The following is a 16,350-nucleotide window of genomic DNA, read 5'->3' on the forward strand; positions in this document are numbered from 1 at the left end:
ACCGGCCGACACCACCGGGTTCGACGTCCGAAAACCGCGAGTGCGGTGGCCCCGGCTGCCGCACACTGGACGGTGTGATGGACGATCGGACCCGGTACGAGGCGGTGAGCAGCCGCGACGCACGGTTCGACGGAGCGTTCTTCTTCGCCGTCGTGACCACCGGCATCTACTGCCGGCCCAGCTGCCCCGCCGTCACCCCCAAACGCGCCAACGTGCGCTTCTACCCCACCGCGGCGGCGGCCCAGGCGGGCGGCTTCCGGGCCTGCCGCCGCTGCCGTCCGGACGCCGTGCCCGGCTCCGCCGAGTGGAACGTCCGCGCGGACGTCGTCGGCCGGGCCATGCGCCTGATCGGCGACGGCGTCGTCGACCGCGAAGGCGTCCCCGGACTCGCCGGGCGACTCGGCTACAGCGCCCGGCAGGTCCAGCGCCAGCTCAACGCCGAACTGGGCGCGGGGCCCGTCGCGCTCGCCCGCGCCCAGCGCTCCCACACCGCCCGGGTGCTCCTCCAGACCACGCCGCTGCCGGTCACCGAGATCGCCTTCGCCGCCGGGTTCGCCAGCGTGCGGCAGTTCAACGACACCATCCGGCGGATCTACGCCCGCACCCCCAGCGCCCTGCGTGCCGAAGCGGGTACGGGTCTCGGCGGTGGACGCCACGAGGGTCTGCGGGCCGGGATCCCGCTGCGGCTCGCCCATCGGGGCCCGTACGCCACCGCCGCCCTGTTCGACCTGCTGGCCGCCGAGGCGGTCGCCCGGATCGAGGAGGTGGCGGGGCCGCCCGGCTCCCGCACCTACCGGCGCACTGTGCGGCTGCCGTGCGGCTCCGGGCTCGTCGCGGTCGACGAGGCGGCGCCCGGCGGCCCCTGGCTGGAGGCCCGGATCCAGCTCACCGACCTGCGCGACCTGACCACCGCCGTCCAGCGGGTCCGCCGCCTGTTCGACCTGGACGCCGACCCGTACGCCGTGGACGAGGCGCTGGCCGCCGACCCCCGGCTCGCCCCGCTGGCCGCCGCCCGCCCGGGGCTGCGTTCGCCGGGTGCGGCCGACCCGGAGGAGGCCGCGGTGCGGATCCTGGTGGGGCGGGCGGAGGCCGGGGAGCTGGTCGAGCGGTACGGGAAGGCGCTGGACGTGCCCTGCGGCGGGCTCACCCACCTGTTCCCGGAGCCGGAGGTGCTCGCCGGTTCCGCCGAGGACCCGGCGCTGCGGGCCCTGGCCACCGCGCTCGCGGACGGACAACTGCGGCTGGACGCCGGGGCCGACCGGGACGAGGCGGAGGAGACGCTGCTGACGCTGCCCGGGATCGGCCGGTCCACCGCCGCCCTGATCCGGATACGGGCGCTCGGCGACCCCGACGTGGACCCGTACGGAACACCGGGCGCGGAGCGGTGGCGGCCCTGGCGCTCCTATGCCGTGCGCCACCTGGAGACGGCGGGGGTCGCGGGGGCGGCTGCGCTCAGCTGACGCGGGCCGCCGGGGACCGCTACTCGGCCCGGGGGCGCTCAGCTGAGGAGGACCGCCGGGGACCGCTTTTCGACCCGGAGGCGCCGGAACCACGGCTGCCCCGGGCCGCCGGACGGCCCGGGTCAGCCCCAGAGCACCGCGCCCAGCCAGGCGCCCGCCACCAGCAGGCAGCAGAACAGTTCCACCAGCACCGCGTAGCCCGTCGCCCGCATCACCGAGCGCATCGACGTCCAGGCCGCGCCCCGGCTGCCCAGGCGCAGCCGCTCCGCGCCGAAGACGCCCCCCACGTACCCGAGGACCCCGCCCACCACGGGCACCACGAAGAACCCGACGATCCCCGCGACCCCGCCGATCATCAACGTCCGGCGGGGCGCCCCCGACTCACTCGGGCGGCGCGTCGGCAGCAGCGGTTTGAGGGCCTGGTTCAGCAGCATCAGCCCCGTCGCGCCGATCAGGACGCCCCAGGCGGCCGGCGTCATGTCCGTCAGCGCCCACCACAGCACCGCCGCCCAGACGATCGCCTGCCCCGGCACACCCGGCAGCAGTACGCCGACCAGACCCAGCAGCATGACCAGGCCGACGGCGACGAGCTGCCACACACTCATCTGACCAGCGTGCCGGAGAGTCTCCGGCTCCGCCCGTCAGCACACCCCGGCCACCTGCGGCGATGAGGCGCCGGGGGCGGCTGCGGGCCGTGGACCTCAGGCCCCCGATCCGGTACGGGCCACCCAGCCACGCTCGTACGCATGCCAGCCCAGCTGGAGCCGGGTCGAGACGCCGGTCAGCTCCATCAGGCCCTTGACCCGGCGCTGCACGGTCCGCAGCCCCAGATCCAGCTGCTTGGCCACACTGGCGTCGGTCAGCCCCGCCAGCAGCAGGGACAGGATCTCCAGGTCCGTCGGATCCGGTCCCACACCGTCCTCGCGCACCCCGCCGGCCTCGCCCAGACGCAGCGGCATGGCATCGCGCCACACCGCCTCGAACAGGCCCATCAGCGACTCCAGCAGACCGCTGGCGTGCACCACCAGGGCCGCGGGCTCCGCGCCCCGCGCGGTCAGCGGGACCATCGCGAGGCTCCCGTCGGCCACCACCAGCTTCGTCGGCACCCGGTCCACCACCCGGCACCGCTCGTCCCGGCTCAGCGCCGCCGACAGCTCCAGGATCCCGTACGGCGTCGACAGCACCTCGCGCTCGACCACCACCCGGTAGCTCACACCGCGCGAGGCGGCCCGCTCCTCGGACTCGTTCTCCATCCCGGTCACCGCGATCGGCTTCCCGGTCACCAGGGCGCACACCTCGGACACCGCGCCCAGCTGCAACTGATGGAAGCGCTGGGTGACGGCGCTCGCCCCCGTCACCACCTCCACCAGATCGTGCACCGCAGGTTCGCTCGCCTCGGCCCGGTACTCCTCGGCGAGCAGGGCGGACGCCAGCTCCGCCTGTTCCAGCTCGTGCCGCTGCTGGATCAGCAACGCGCCGAGCGCCACCCCGGGCGGCGCCGCCACCCAGCGGCCGGGGCGGGCCGAGGACTGCGCGGCAAGCCCCTGCTGCTCCAGCCGCCGCAGGACGCGTTCGGCGTCCGCCTCCGGAAGCGCCAGCCGGTGTGCGAGATCGGTGAGCTCCGCGGCTCCCGCCGCGACGAGCGCGCGGTACGCGGTCTCCTGTCTCTCGTCGAGACCAATGGCCCCCAGCATTCTCCGACCTCCCCGGACGTGGCTGATCGCGCATCGCGGCGCCCCTGCGGCGGGTGGCGCGTGGCGAGAAAGGGCCACGGCGTAAACCCGCCGCCCACATCATCCCCCGTACCCCTGGCCCCTCTGCGAGTGTGGCGCCACCGCAGCACCAACAACCACCGGGATACAGCGTCTTGGGCTGTTTCGTTCCGGAATGACCTGCGGAGAGCGATGCGCCCGATATCGCGTACGGACTGGGAACGGCGGCCGCCGCCGTGCTCGCCGGCACCGTGAGCGCGCCGTCGGTGGCCGCGCCACCGGACGGGCGAGACGCGAACAGACCGATCACCGGGAGCGCGGCCACCGCCGCCACGGACCCGAAGCCCGTCACGCTGACGCTCGTGACCGGCGACCGGGTGCTGGTGACCACGGACGCCTCGGGCGCGCCCGCCGCCTCCGCCCTGCCCCGCGCGGACGGCAGCGTGCCCCTCGTCCAGACCCGGCAGTCCGGCCCCGACCTGTACGTCTACCCCGAGTCCGCCGTGTCCGCGCTCGCCGCCGGAACCGTGGACGAGGAGCTGTTCGACGTCACCGGGCTGATCCGCCAGGGCTACGACGACAGCCGCGCCGACTCCGTCCCGCTGATCGCCACCTGCACCGGCGACACCGCCCGCCGCACCCTCGTGACCCCGCGCGGGGCCGAGCGCGGAGCGGCCCTCGACATCATCGGCGGACTCGCGCTCAAGGCGGACAAGAAGCTCGCCGCCGACTTCCGGGCCGACCTCACCGCACCCCGCTCCCGTTCGGGCTCCGGCCTCAAGAAGCTCTGGCTCGACCGCATGTCGCTGGCGCTACGACGTGCCCGCCGACGGCATGAAGACGGTCCCCGCGAAGAACGGCCGGCGGATCGGGCTCGCCGCGACCGGGCACGCCGGGTACACCCCCGGTGAACTCACCGGTGCGAAGGTCTCGTTCAGCTACGACGGCGGCGAGACCTGGCACGCGGCCGCCACCGCGCGGGAAGGCGGCCGCTGGACGGCGACCGTCGACCACGCGGACGCGGCCGGCAAGTCCGTCACCCTGCGGACGGAGCTGACCGACGCGAACGGCAACTCCGTCGTCCAGACCGTCAACGACGCGTACGCCGTGCGCTGATGAGCGGGCAGGGCGGGCCGCTGAACCGAAGATCGGCTGAGCGTATGACCGGCTGAAACGCCGAGAAGCCGATCACTCCGACCGGTCCGCCGGGTGTCCTTCCCGTGGGGGTGGGGCCGCCCGGCGGACCCTGTTTACGGGCCACTTTTTCCCGATGCCCCGTTTTCGGGCCGCCTTCGCGGTGGACAATAAGGGCATGAGTCAGCAGGGGGAGAAGCCCGCCGCCCACGAGGACGACTGGTGGCGCAAGCTCTACGACGAGTCCGCGCCGGACACCGGTCCCAGCCGCGCGGCCGACAGCCTCGACGACCGCTTCGACTCCGTGTCGGACACGGTGAGCAGGCCGTCGGACGACCACCGGGCCACCGTGCGGGAAACGGTCCGGGACGCGTACGCGTCCGAGGATCCGTTCGCGGACCGCTACGAGTCCCCGGCCCCGGTGGTGATCCCGGACCCGTCGGTGGCAGCGGGGCCGCTTCAGGACCCGGGCCCGCCCGCATCCCCGCCGCCTCCGGCCCCGTCCCCGGCACCCGCCCGGCCGTCGGGCGCGGCCCGGACAAAGGCCCCCGCCCCGCCCGCGGCCCCCGGCCTCGTGCCGGACCCCCGGGTCCCGCCATCCCCACCCCCCACCACAGCCTTCCCCGCACCCTGGGAAGCGCCCGGCGGGCAGGCGGGGCCCCGGACCTTCGCAGCGCCGCGGGTGCCCGCTCCGTACGAGGCTGACGCGTCATCCGAAGCTGACGTCGCCCCCGACCCCAGCGCGCTGTACGAACTGCCGCCCGATCCCGCGGTCGCCACCGACCTGCGGCCCGCCGTCGGGCATCTGGGGGACCGGCCGCCCACCTACGACGCCGAACCCGCCGCCCTGCCCTCCGCCACCTCGGAGAATCTCGAAGGCCTCGTCCCCGACACCGTTCTGGACGGCGCGCGCTATGGGACGTACACCCTGCGCACCGCCTCCGTGCGCGGCGACTCCGCCCGGTTCCGCGGCGAACCCCGGCGAGACGGGCTGCTCACCGCCCGCTTCGGGGCAGCCGAGAGCGCCCTCGTCCTCGTCGCCGTGGCGGGCGGCAGGCGGGACGGCGAGGCGGCCCACCTCGCCGCGGCCGACGCCTGCCGCTGGATCGGCGGGGCCGTCGCCCGCAGCCACCTCCGGCTGTCCGAGGACATAAGAGCGGGGCGCCGGGGCGACCTCAAGTCCGGGCTGCACCGGCTCACCGACCGTACGTACGGCAAGCTGCGCGCCCGCGCCGCCGAACTGGGCGTCGAGCCCGACGCGTACACCGCGAGCCTCCGCTGCCTCCTGCTGTCCGCCGACCCCGACTGCCGCACCCGGGTCTTCTTCGGCGTCGGCAGCGGCGGCCTCTTCCGGCTCCGCGACGGGCTCTGGCAGGACCTGGAGCCCTCCATCCCCGAGGGCCGGGCCGCGCGGCCCGGCGACGAGCCGGAGGCGGGACCGGACGGCGACCGGCTCACCATGGACCTCCAGATCACCGGCTCGGCGTTCCCGAACGCCGATGGCCCCCCGCAGCCGCCCGGCCGGCCCTTCCGGTTCCGGGCCTCCGTGGCGCGGCCCGGCGACACGCTCATGCTGTGCAGCAACGGACTCGCCGAGCCCATGCGCGGCGAGCCGGCGCTCCCCGGCGAGCTGGCCGAGCGCTGGGGGAGCGCGGAGCCGCCCGGGCTGCCCGCCTTTCTCGCCGACACCCAGCTCCGGATCAAGGGGTACGCCGACGACCGCACCTGCGCCGCCGTCTGGGAGGCGTAACCACGCGCGCCGTGGGTTGATGGATTCCGGAGCCGGCGAAACGGTGTGTTTCGCCGCTCCGGTCCACGGACAACCGAAGTGCACGGAGCACGGGCAAGGAAGGGCGCGCACCCATGGCCAAGCAGAACGTGGCGGAGCAGTTCGTCGACATCCTCGCCAGGGCGGGCGTCAAACGTCTCTACGGCGTCGTCGGCGACAGTCTGAACCCCGTCGTGGACGCCATCCGGCGTAACTCGTCCATCGACTGGGTCCACGTCCGGCACGAGGAGACCGCCGCCTTCGCCGCCGGAGCCGAAGCGCAGGTCACCGGCTCGCTCGCGGCCTGCGCCGGCTCCTGCGGGCCGGGCAACCTGCACCTGATCAACGGCCTGTACGACGCGCACCGCTCCATGGCCCCGGTGCTGGCCCTCGCCTCGCACATCCCCTCCAGCGAGATCGGCCTCGGCTACTTCCAGGAGACCCATCCCGAGCTGCTGTTCCAGGAGTGCAGCCACTACAACGAGATGATCTCCAACCCGGAGCAGATGCCGAGGCTGCTCCAGACGGCGATCCAGCACGCCATCGGCCGGGGCGGCGTCAGCGTCGTCACCATGCCGGGCGACATCGCCTCCAAGCCGGCTCCCGAGAAGTCCATCGAGCACGCCCTCGTCACCGCCCGGCCGACCGTACGCCCCGGTGACGAGGAGATCGACAAGCTCTGCCGCCTGGTGGACGAGGCCAAACGGGTGACGCTGTTCTGCGGCAGCGGCACGGCCGGGGCACATGCCGAGGTCATGGAGTTCGCCGAGAAGATCAAGTCCCCGGTCGGGCACGCGCTGCGCGGCAAGGAGTGGATCCAGTACGACAATCCGTACGACGTCGGGATGAGCGGTCTGCTCGGCTACGGCGCCGCGTACGAGGCGACCCACGAGTGCGACCTCCTCATCCTGCTCGGCACCGACTTCCCCTACAACGCCTTCCTCCCCGACGACGTGAAGATCGTCCAGGTCGATGTGCGCCCCGAACACCTCGGCCGCCGCTCCAAGCTCGACCTCGCGGTCTGGGGCGACGTGCGCGAGACCCTGCGCTGTCTCACCCCCCGGGTGAAGCCCAAGTCCGACCGCAAGTTCCTCGACCGGATGCTGAAGAAGCACGCGAACGCCCTGGAGGGCGTGGTCAAGGCCTACACCCGCAAGGTCGAGAAGCACGTCCCGATCCACCCCGAGTACGTCGCCTCCGTCCTGGACGAGATGGCCGACGAGGACGCCGTGTTCACCGTCGACACCGGGATGAACAATGTCTGGGCCGCCCGCTATCTGACGCCCAACGGCAAGCGCAGGGTGATCGGTTCGTTCAGCCACGGCTCCATGGCCAACGCCCTCCCGCAGGCGATCGGCGCCCAGTTCACCGACCTGAACCGGCAGGTCGTCGCGATGGCCGGCGACGGCGGATTCTCCATGCTGATGGGCGACTTCCTCACCCTGGTCCAGTACGACCTGCCGGTGAAGGTCGTCCTGTTCAACAACTCCTCACTCGGCATGGTCGAGTTGGAGATGCTGGTGGCCGGACTGCCGTCCTACGGCACCACCAACAAGAACCCCGACTTCGCCGCCATCGCCCGCGCGGCCGGCGCCTACGGCGTACGCGTGGAGAAGCCCAAGCAGTTGCAGTCCGCGCTCAAGGACGCGTTCAAGCACAAGGGGCCCGCGCTCGTCGACGTCGTCACCGACCCGAACGCGCTCTCCATCCCGCCGAAGATCAGCGCCGAGATGGTCACCGGCTTCGCCCTCTCCGCGAGCAAGATCGTGCTGGACGGCGGAGTGGGCCGGATGCTCCAGATGGCCCGCTCCAACCTCCGTAACGTGCCGCGCCCTTGAGCCCACTCGATCAGCCGGTCGCCCGGCCCCGTCACGCCGGGGTCAGGCGCACCGTCAGGATCTGGAACGGCCGCAGGGCGAGGACCAGTCCGTCCTCGTCGGTCTCCGCCGGATGCAGCGGCCGTTCCAGCAGATCGGTGATCCGGGCCTCCGTGACCGGGAACGCCACCCTCAGCAGGGTCCGCGCCCGCCCGCCCGCCGACTCGTAGAGCCGTACGATCACGTCCCCGCTCCGGTCCTCGGCGAGCTTGACCGACTCGACCGTCACCGCCGGATGGCCCGTCGACACCAGCGCGGGCACCACCGGGGCCACCGCCGCCCGCAGCGGGAGGTTCAGCGCCAGGCCCTCCCGTACGGCGTCCGTCACCTCCGCGCCGGGCGCGAGCGCGTAGCGGAAGCGGTGCACGCCCAGGTCGGTGTGCGGGTCCGGGCTGTGCGGGGCGCGCAGCAGCGTGAGGCGGACGGTGGTGCCGAGGCCGTCCGGGTGCGGGGTGCGGGCCACATCGTGGCCGTACGTCGAGTCGTTGAGCACCGCGACCCCGTAGCCCGGCTCGGCGACCCGGAGCCAGCGGTGGGCGCAGACCTCGAAACGGGCCGCTTCCCAGGACGTGTTGTCGTGGGTGGCCCGGTGGACATGGCCGAACTGGATCTCCGCGGTGGACCGTTCGGCGTGGACGTCGAGCGGGAAGGTCGCCTTGAGGACCTTCTCCGACTCCTGCCAGTCCACCTCGGTGTCGATGTCGAGCTGCCGGGCCCCCGCCGCGAGCCGCACCTCCTGCACGACGGTCGACTTCCCGAACGAACGCACCACCCGCACGGCCGCCCGCAGCGGCCCTTCCTCCACCAGCGACACGGAGTCGGCGTCGGTGAGGTCGGTGCGGGTGTTCCGGTAGTGCCGGTCGATGTCCCACGCGTCCCAGTGGTTGGGGTGGTCCGGGTGCAGCTGGAGGAGGTTGGCCCGGGCGCCCGGGATCAGCACCTCGCGCCCGGTGACCAGATCGCGGACCGACGAGACCAGCCCGTCGCGGGCCACCGCCACCCGCACCAGCCCGTTTTCCAGGACGATGCCGCCGCCCGCCTCCGACGCCTCGGCCGTCACCGCGTGCTCCGGGACCGAGGACCCGTCGAGCAGCCCCGCCCCGAGCCCCGGGCTCCGCGCCAGCACCGCGGCCCGGCCCTCGCCGAGCTCCTGGGCGTGCGCCCCGGACGGCAGCACCCCGGCCGCCTCCGCGTCCAGTTCGATCACCTGGACACGGTCGTACGGTGATGAGTTGAGTGCCACCATGCCCTCGGCCGTGCCCAGCGAGGCCACCGCGTCGGCCACCAGGTCCGCCAGCTCGGCGCGCACCTCCTCGTAGGTGTCCCGGGCCTCGCGGTGCACCCAGGCGATCGACGAACCGGGCAGGATGTCGTGGAACTGGTGCAGCAGCACGGTCTTCCACACCCGGTCCAGCCGCTCGTACGGGTAGCGGTAGGAGGGGGAGCGCAGTGCGGCCGCCGTCGCCCACAACTCGACTTCAAGCAAAAGGTGTTCGCTGCGGCGGTTGCCCTGCTTCGTCTTCGCCTGCGTGGTGTACGTCGCCCGGTGCAGCTCCAGATACAGCTCGCCCGACCAGACGGGCGCCCGCTCCCCGTACTCCTCCTCGGCCGCCGCGAAGAACGCCGAGGGCTTCTCGACCGTCACGCGCGGCGAGCCCTCCAGGTCCCGCAACCGACGGGCCCGCTCCAGCATCTCGCGGGTCGGACCGCCCCCGCCGTCGCCCCAGCCGAACGGCACCAGCGAACGCGTCGCCCGGCCCTTGTCCGCGAAGTTCTTCTCCGCGTGCGCCAGTTCGCGGGCGTGGAGCTGGGCGTTGTAGGTGTCGACCGGCGGGAAGTGGGTGAAGACCCGGGTGCCGTCGATGCCCTCCCACCAGAAGGTGTGGTGCGGCATCCTGTTGTGCTGGTTCCAGGACAGCTTCTGGGTGAGGAACCACTTCACCCCCGCCAGTTTCGCCAGTTGGGGGAAGGCGGCGGTGTAGCCGAAGGAATCCGGCAGCCAGATCTCCTCCGTCTCGACGTCCAGCTCGTCCTCGAAGAACCGTTTTCCGTGAACGAGTTGGCGCGCCAGCGCCTCGCCGCCCGGCATGTTGGCGTCCGACTCCACCCACATCGAGCCGACGGGCTACCACTGCCCCGCCGCCACCGCTTCCTTGATCCGCTCCCAGATGCGCGGCTGGTGCTCCTTCACCCAGGCGTACTGCTGGGCCTGGGAACAGGCGAAGACCAGCTCCGGGTAGTCCCGTGCGAGGGCGGTGACGTTGGCGAACGTACGGGACGCCTTGCGGACGGTCTCGCGCAGCGGCCACAGCCACGCCGAGTCGATGTGCGCGTGCCCGGCCGCCGAAATCCGGTGCGCACTCGCGGAGGCGGGCCGCGCCAGTACCTCGGCCAGCGCAGCCCGGCCCGCCGTCGCGGTGCCGGAGACGTCGTGCAGGTCCAGCGCGTCGAGCATCGACTCCAGCGCCCGCAGGATCTCGTGCCGCCGCGACCGGTCGTCGGGCAGCTCGTGCATCAGCTCGGCCAGCACCTCGATGTCCAGGACCAGATGCCAGACCTCCTCGTCGAAGACCGCGAGATCGGCGGAGGCGAAGCGGTACAGGGGGCGGTCGCCGGACGTCAGCACGTCGCCGAGCGGGGTGGGTGCGAAACCGTGCTCCAGGACCGCCGGATTGGCGGCCGCCTCCAGCAGCAGATCGACCGGCTCCCCGCCCGCCGCAGGGTGAGTGAGCGTCAGATGCCGGTTGCGGGGATGAACACCCTTGAGGGGGACTCCCAGATGGTCGTACAGCATCCCCTCCGCCTGGAATCCCGGTCCCTGGCCCGTGAATCCCGGGTCGACGACCACCTCCACCCGGCGCCCCGCCCACTCCTCGGGCACCGCTCCCCGCAGCCGGAACCAACTGGTGGACCAGGGCTTCCCCCACTCCGTACCGGCGGTGAACGGTGCGAAGTCCGCCCCGAGGGCCTCCGCCACCGGCACCGGCTCACCCGGAACGTGCCATACGGACACGGTGAGCGGGGTACGGGCGGCGTACTGGGCCGGGCGGACGAACTGGTGGAGGGCCCTCTCCAGGCGGCCCTCCACCAGGGTGCGGTCGTCGTGCATCACAGCTCCTCGGGAAGGTGCGGGTCCTGGCGTGACGGCTCAGGTTCCCTTCCTCCGGAGCGTGCGGAACACCCCTCGAAAGCGGGGTTCAGCAGTCGTGGTCGACCAGGTCGAAGGAGGTGTAGTGGTCGGCGGTGTAGTAGTCCTCCTCGTTCTGCTCACCGGTGACGATCCGGCGGGCGCCCCGGTTGTCGGAACCGGGCGTGATGACCGTGTACTCGTGGTAGTAGCCGGTGGACCGGTCGGGCAGCAGGCCCTCGCGGTTCTGGAAGACGGTGCCGTCCTGCTCGTACGGGAACGGCCCGCCCTGCTCGACCAGATCCAGGGTGTCGTGCGCCTGGGACGGCAGGGCGGAGTAACAGATGCTGCCCACCGCCGCCGCCCGGAACGCGGTCGCGGAGTAGGCGGTGGGGGAGGCCGTCGCCGGGGTGGCGGCCTGGGCCGTGACCGGGCCCGCGGCGAGGAGAAGGGACAGGAGGGCGGCCGAGCCGCCGAGCCGGGTGATGCGTGGGGGGATGCGCATGCCATCATGATGACGCGCGTAGAAGTTGGGTCGTCAATGTCAACTCCGGTGTATTCGCCGGACGTTGACCAGAGCTGCGCCTATGTGGTGATGGCGTGCGCGGGTGGGATGTTCCGTGCGCCCCTCGCCGCTCCCGGCCGTTCCCTTATTGATGAGTCCGCAAGCGTGACCGTGTGCGTACGGGGGCATGCATCCCGTGAGGCTGTTCGACGGGCAGCCGGATCGAAGGAGGTCGGTTCACTGTGCGGGCGGGGGAAATGACGAAGCGTCAGAAGAGGTCCGCGGTCGCCGAGGGGCGTGGCCCCCGGGGCCGGAGACCGGGTGAGGCACCGCAGTCGGCCCGGATGCGCCGAAGAGTGGGGCACGCCGATCGGTCGGCGGTGGGGGAGGTCCGCCGGGAGCTGCGGGAGTTCCTCCGGCACCGCTCCGGTCAGGAGCAGACCGATGCGGCTGAGCTGCTGGTGAGCGAGCTGGTGACCAACGCGCTCATCCACACCCGGCACGGGGCCGTGGTCACCGCCACGGCGACAGCCGCCCGGCTGCGGGTGGAGGTACAGGACTTCGCGTCCGAGGATCTGCCCGCGCCGTACGTACCGAACGCCGACGACGGTACGCACGGCAGGGGCCTGATCCTGGTCCGGAGCCTGGCCGACGCCTGGGGCGTGGAGGCACAGGCCCTGGGCAAGGTCGTCTGGTTCGAGCTGCGCGGCGAAAGGCCCTGAGGCTCCTCCGCCGCGCGAGCGGATCAGCCGAACTGCTGCTCCAGATCCTTCAGTTTCTGTTCCAGCGAGTCGAGCCGGGGGAGCGTCTGGGTGTCGTCCTCGGCAGTGAGGTCGACGGTTCGCGGATCACTTCCCCGGGTCGGTGCGTCCAGACTCTTCGGGCTCGAACCATCGGCCGTCTGCTTCGGGCCGACGGCTTGCAGGGATGGCCGGGGTCGCAGAGGCAACTGACCCGGCTCTGCTATGGCAGGCTCCGCGACGGCCGGCGCCGCGCCCCCCGAGGCCGGGGCGAGGGCGGGCGCATCGACCTGCTGTCCGCCCCGGCCGCGCCCCCAGCCCCGGTTCTGCCGGTTCAGGGCCTTGATGCGGGCCCGGTCCAGCTTGGCCTGGTCCCTGCGGCGCAGCCGGTCCTGCTCCTGCTCCTTCCGGTCCTCCCGCACCTCGTCCACCGCCTCGTCCAGGGTGCGGACGCCCTCCAGCAGCATCAGCGACCAGGCGCCGAAGGTCTCCCGGGGGGCCCGCAGCCAGCGGACGATCCGGATCTGCGGCAACGGACGGGGCACCAGGCCCTGTTCACGCAGCGCCGCGCGGCGGGTCTGCTTCAGCGCACGGTCGAAGAGCACCGCGGCGGAGAGGGACATCCCCGCGAAGAAGTGCGGAGCGCCCGCGTGGTCCATGCCCCGGGGGGCGTGCACCCAGTTGAACCAGGCGGCGGCCCCGGCGAACGTCCACACCAGCAGCCGGGAGCCGAGCGCCGCGTCTCCATGGCTCGCCTCCCGTACGGCCAGCACGGAACAGAACATCGCGGCCCCGTCCAGTCCGAACGGGACCAGGTACTCCCAGCCGCCGCTGAGGTTCAGGTTCTGCCGGCCGAAGCCGACGAGCCCGTGGAAGGAGAGCGCGGCGGCGACCGCCGCGCAGCAGAACAGCAGGACGTAACTGGCGGTGGCGTACAGCGCCTCCTTGCGTCTGCGGCGTTCCTCACTGCGTTCCCAGGAGTCGTCGGCCGCGGCCTTGGCACGCTTACCGCGTGCGACCACCGTCACCGCCGCCATGACCCCCACGAGCAGTACGGCGCCCGGAAGCAGCCAGTCAAGCGATATGTCGGTCAGTCTCATGCGCGGTCCCTTGCGTCACGTAGGGCGTTTCGTGCGCCATCGTGACGGAATTCCCGTCCCGCTCCGGTGGTTTCGGGACAAGAGCACGCCATGGGGGGAGGAGAGGCTATCGATGGGTGGAATCTTCTCGAACTCCCGCTCGTCAGGCCGAGTTGTGTTCGATTCCGCGTCATCCGGACGGGCGGTGTGGATCAGGAAGCGGCGGCGAGCTTCCGCACCCGGTCCGCGTCGCAGGTACGCGGGCAGGTCACGCAGGTGTCCTCGGGGCGCAGGGTGTAGAAGAGGCAGCAGCTCGCCCGGTCCCGGGTGGGCAGCGACTGCCCGTCGGGCCCGGTCAGCTCGCGGAAGCCCGCGGTGCCGACGTACGGCTTCGTCGTGCCGGGGAGCAGCAGCTCCAGTTCGGCCATCGCGCGGCGCTCCTCGCCCATCAGATGCGCCACGTACCAGAGGCCCTCGACGATCTCGTCCGTCGCCATCCCCCACAGGGCCCGCTTCCCGCGCCGCATGCGCGGACGGAAGCCCTCCAGGACCGGACCGAGGTGCTCGGTCAGCGAGGCCAGGACCTCGGCCCGCAGCGCCGCCTCGTCCGGCACGACCCGGGCTCCGGGCAGGGTGGCCGCCGGATCGTCCGGCAGGCAGGCGAATTCCCTCACCCGCACGGTCAGGTGCCCCAGCGCCCGCTGGAAGGCCACGTCCTCGACCGGGATCCGGGGCACCCGGCGCTGCAGGAACCACGGCACCGTCACCAGCAGGCAGGCGGGCCAGGCGTACCGGTGCAGACCGAAGCTCGCCACCACGTCCGGGCGGGCCTGCCGGCCGTAGTCGCGCAGCACCTGGGCGTTGTCCCAGGCGAGGAAGGCGTCCACGGAGGCTCCGCCGGCCGCCAGCTCCGCCGCGCCGACCCAGCCCGCGCCGGACGGGGCGACGGCGTCACCGTCGAGTACATCGGCCCGCAGACCGGGGAACACCTCGGTCAGGCGGGAGTACGCGGCGGTCACGGGGGACGTCGCGGCACCGGTGAACGGCGGGGAGAGGGTCATGCAGGGGACCACCGAATCGGGATCGTTTGCAGGTAAGCCTTACCTTATCCGACGTCATCGATGTGTGAACTGCAGCCTCGGTCTTCTATCGTGCACAGGAGGTCCGGCGCACGCGAGTCGGCCCGCGGCAGATGGAGGAGGTCCGGGTGGAGCAGGGCAGCGCGCGCGAGGGCGCACGTCCGGCGTACGCCCCCGGAGTGTTCCCGTACGCCCCGGCGAACGCCCGCGTGCCGCAAGGCCGTGTGCCGGAACAGGCCCGGGGCGAGCACACCCACAGCGAGCCCTCCGCGCCGCGTGCCGTGCAGCGCCACTCCGTCCGGGACCAGATCCTGGACGCCCTGCGCGCCGCCCTCGTCGACGGGGAGCTGGTGCCCGGCCAGGTGTACTCCGCCCCCGCGCTCGGCGCCCGCTTCGGGGTCTCCGCCACGCCGGTGCGCGAGGCCATGCAGCGGCTGGCCGTCGAGGGCGCCGTCGAGGTCGTGCCGAACCGCGGCTTCCGGGTCACCGAACGCGGCCCCCGGGAGCTGGCCGAGCTGGCCGAGGTGCGGGCGCTGATCGAGGTCCCGGTGATGCTGAGCCTGGCCCGTACGGTTCCGGCGGACCGCTGGAGCGTCCTGCGGCCGCTGGCGGAGGCCACGGTCGCGGCGGCGGCCGTGGGCGACCGGGCCGCCTACGCCGAATCGGACCGGGCCTTCCACCGTGCGGTCCTCACCCTGTCGGGCAACGAGCAGCTCGTGACCATCGCCGACGAGCTGCACCGGCGCTCCCAGTGGCCGCTGGTCGCGGGCCCCGCCACCCGCCGGGCCGAGCTGGTGGCCGACGCCGCCGAGCACACCGCCCTGCTCGACGCCCTCATCGCCCAGGACCTCACCGTCGTCCAGTCCCTGGTCCGCGAACACTTCACCGGCGCCGACGGCTGACCGGCGGGGCCCGCGGGCCCCGCCGGTCAGCCCCGCCTCCGCTCAGCTCGCCTCGGCGGTGCGCTGGGCCGGGGGCCCCAGATACGGGGCCAGCCAGGTCGGCACGCCGCCCAGAAGCCGGAACAGCCGACCGGCCTCGGCCCGCAGCCGGGCCGCCTCCGGTTCGTCCTCCGCCTCCGCGAGCGAGATCAGCGCCGGTGCCGTACCGACCAGGAACCCCAGCTCCTCCCGGATCCGCAGCGACTCCGCGAAGCCGTGCCGGGCCTCGGCCAACTCCCCCTCGCGCAGCGCGAGCGCGGCCAGATGCCGCCAGGTGGACGAGAGCAGCAGCTCGTCGCCCAGGGTCGCCGCGCCGGCGTGCGCACGGCGGAAGGCTGCGCGCGCCGCCTGCGGCGACTCCGCGATGTTCTGGGCGATCAGCCCGCGCCGGAAGTCCAGCAGCGGCCGGGCGGGTGACGCGGGAGCCAGCAGGGCCGCCGACCGGCTCAGCGCCACGCTCGCCTCGTCGGCCCGGTCCCGTACCGCCAGGAGGGTGGAGGCGTACGCCAGATGGCCCCGCTCGGAGGCGGCGGAACCCCGCTCGTCGTCGCTGCGGGCGATGGCCTCCGCCGTGCGCAGGGCGTCCTCGGCATCGGTCCAGCCCTGGCCGGTGTAGAGACACCGCTCGGTCAGCAGCGCGGTGCGCTGGAGCGCCGCGGCCGGGTCGGTGCCCGCGTCGTCCTCCAGCAGGGCGGCCGCGTCCGTCCAGCAGGCGCGTGACCGCAGCCGCCATACCGCGGTCTGGAGCGGCGGATCGTCATCTGCTGTCGTTCCGGAACCAGACATGGCGGTATGCGCCACATTGCCCTCCCCGAGCGCGCCATTGTGCTGTTGAGTGCTTGAGTGATGCCGCATCTCAGCATGGATCGGCACTCCGGGCCAAGAGGTCCGGGCAATGTCAGGTGAAAGATTTCACAATCGCTCGGAG

General features: G+C 72.9%; 13 protein-coding genes and 1 pseudogene. 7 read left to right on the forward strand and 7 right to left on the reverse strand.

Annotated elements, in window-relative coordinates:
• Positions 1 to 77: 77 nt before the first annotated feature.
• Complete coding sequence (locus RNL97_RS26840; protein WP_313751672.1) at positions 78 to 1,460, forward strand: DNA-3-methyladenine glycosylase 2 family protein; 1,383 nt, start codon at positions 78 to 80, stop codon at positions 1,458 to 1,460.
• Between the two features lie 122 nt (positions 1,461 to 1,582).
• Here the strand turns inward: RNL97_RS26840 and RNL97_RS26845 are convergent, their stop codons facing one another.
• A complete protein-coding gene (locus RNL97_RS26845) occupies positions 1,583 to 2,065 on the reverse strand; it encodes a DUF456 domain-containing protein (protein ID WP_313751287.1) in 483 nt (160 codons plus the stop codon).
• A gap of 96 nt (positions 2,066 to 2,161) precedes the next feature.
• Positions 2,162 to 3,154, reverse strand: a complete 993-nt coding sequence (locus RNL97_RS26850) for a helix-turn-helix transcriptional regulator (RefSeq protein ID WP_030585136.1) — start codon at positions 3,152 to 3,154, stop codon at positions 2,162 to 2,164.
• Positions 3,155 to 3,408: 254 nt separating this feature from the next.
• Between RNL97_RS26850 and RNL97_RS26855 the strand changes: the two genes are divergently transcribed.
• From RNL97_RS26855 to RNL97_RS26870, 4 genes are all read left to right on the forward strand, one after another.
• Positions 3,409 to 4,083, forward strand: coding sequence for a hypothetical protein (locus tag RNL97_RS26855; RefSeq protein ID WP_313751288.1), 675 nt, complete (start codon positions 3,409 to 3,411; stop codon positions 4,081 to 4,083).
• Positions 4,007 to 4,288, forward strand: a complete 282-nt coding sequence (locus RNL97_RS26860) for a hypothetical protein (protein ID WP_030585141.1) — start codon at positions 4,007 to 4,009, stop codon at positions 4,286 to 4,288. Before RNL97_RS26855 ends, RNL97_RS26860 begins: the two co-directional genes overlap by 77 nt.
• Before the next feature lie 196 nt (positions 4,289 to 4,484).
• Positions 4,485 to 6,056, forward strand: a complete 1,572-nt coding sequence (locus RNL97_RS26865) for a protein phosphatase 2C domain-containing protein (protein WP_030585144.1) — start codon at positions 4,485 to 4,487, stop codon at positions 6,054 to 6,056.
• Positions 6,057 to 6,169: 113 nt separating this feature from the next.
• Entirely contained in the window at positions 6,170 to 7,912 is a 1,743-nt protein-coding gene (locus tag RNL97_RS26870) for a pyruvate dehydrogenase (protein ID WP_030585147.1), read from the forward strand.
• Positions 7,913 to 7,943: 31 nt separating this feature from the next.
• Here the strand turns inward: RNL97_RS26870 and RNL97_RS26875 are convergent.
• Together RNL97_RS26875 and RNL97_RS26880 are read right to left on the reverse strand one after the other, a co-directional pair.
• Positions 7,944 to 11,060, reverse strand: a pseudogene (locus tag RNL97_RS26875) (alpha-mannosidase).
• Positions 11,061 to 11,148: 88 nt separating this feature from the next.
• The gene (locus tag RNL97_RS26880) at positions 11,149 to 11,583 is read right to left on the reverse strand and encodes a guanyl-specific ribonuclease (protein WP_030585150.1); all 435 of its coding nucleotides are present in this window, start codon (positions 11,581 to 11,583) and stop codon (positions 11,149 to 11,151) included.
• Positions 11,584 to 11,939: 356 nt separating this feature from the next.
• Between RNL97_RS26880 and RNL97_RS26885 the strand changes: the two genes are divergently transcribed.
• Complete coding sequence (locus tag RNL97_RS26885; RefSeq protein WP_030585153.1) at positions 11,940 to 12,305, forward strand: ATP-binding protein; 366 nt, start codon at positions 11,940 to 11,942, stop codon at positions 12,303 to 12,305.
• Between the two features lie 23 nt (positions 12,306 to 12,328).
• Here the strand turns inward: RNL97_RS26885 and RNL97_RS26890 are convergent, their stop codons facing one another.
• Both RNL97_RS26890 and RNL97_RS26895 read right to left on the reverse strand, forming a co-directional pair.
• The gene (locus tag RNL97_RS26890) at positions 12,329 to 13,423 is read right to left on the reverse strand and encodes a DUF2637 domain-containing protein (protein WP_030585156.1); all 1,095 of its coding nucleotides are present in this window, start codon (positions 13,421 to 13,423) and stop codon (positions 12,329 to 12,331) included.
• A gap of 191 nt (positions 13,424 to 13,614) precedes the next feature.
• Positions 13,615 to 14,463: a (2Fe-2S)-binding protein gene (locus tag RNL97_RS26895; RefSeq protein ID WP_243315647.1), complete on the reverse strand. Its 849-nt coding sequence runs from the start codon at positions 14,461 to 14,463 to the stop codon at positions 13,615 to 13,617.
• Between the two features lie 146 nt (positions 14,464 to 14,609).
• Here RNL97_RS26895 and RNL97_RS26900 point away from each other — a divergent pair, with 146 nt between their 5' ends.
• A complete protein-coding gene (locus RNL97_RS26900) occupies positions 14,610 to 15,383 on the forward strand; it encodes a GntR family transcriptional regulator (RefSeq protein WP_243315649.1) in 774 nt (257 codons plus the stop codon).
• A 42-nt stretch (positions 15,384 to 15,425) separates the two neighbouring features.
• On the opposite strand, the gene RNL97_RS26905 is transcribed toward RNL97_RS26900, so the two are convergent.
• Complete coding sequence (locus RNL97_RS26905) at positions 15,426 to 16,208, reverse strand: hypothetical protein (protein ID WP_030585165.1); 783 nt, start codon at positions 16,206 to 16,208, stop codon at positions 15,426 to 15,428.
• Between the last annotated feature and the right edge of the window lie 142 nt (positions 16,209 to 16,350).

Origin of the sequence: Streptomyces parvus, from assembly GCF_032121415.1 — a bacterium.
Lineage (GTDB): Bacteria > Actinomycetota > Actinomycetes > Streptomycetales > Streptomycetaceae > Streptomyces > Streptomyces globisporus_A.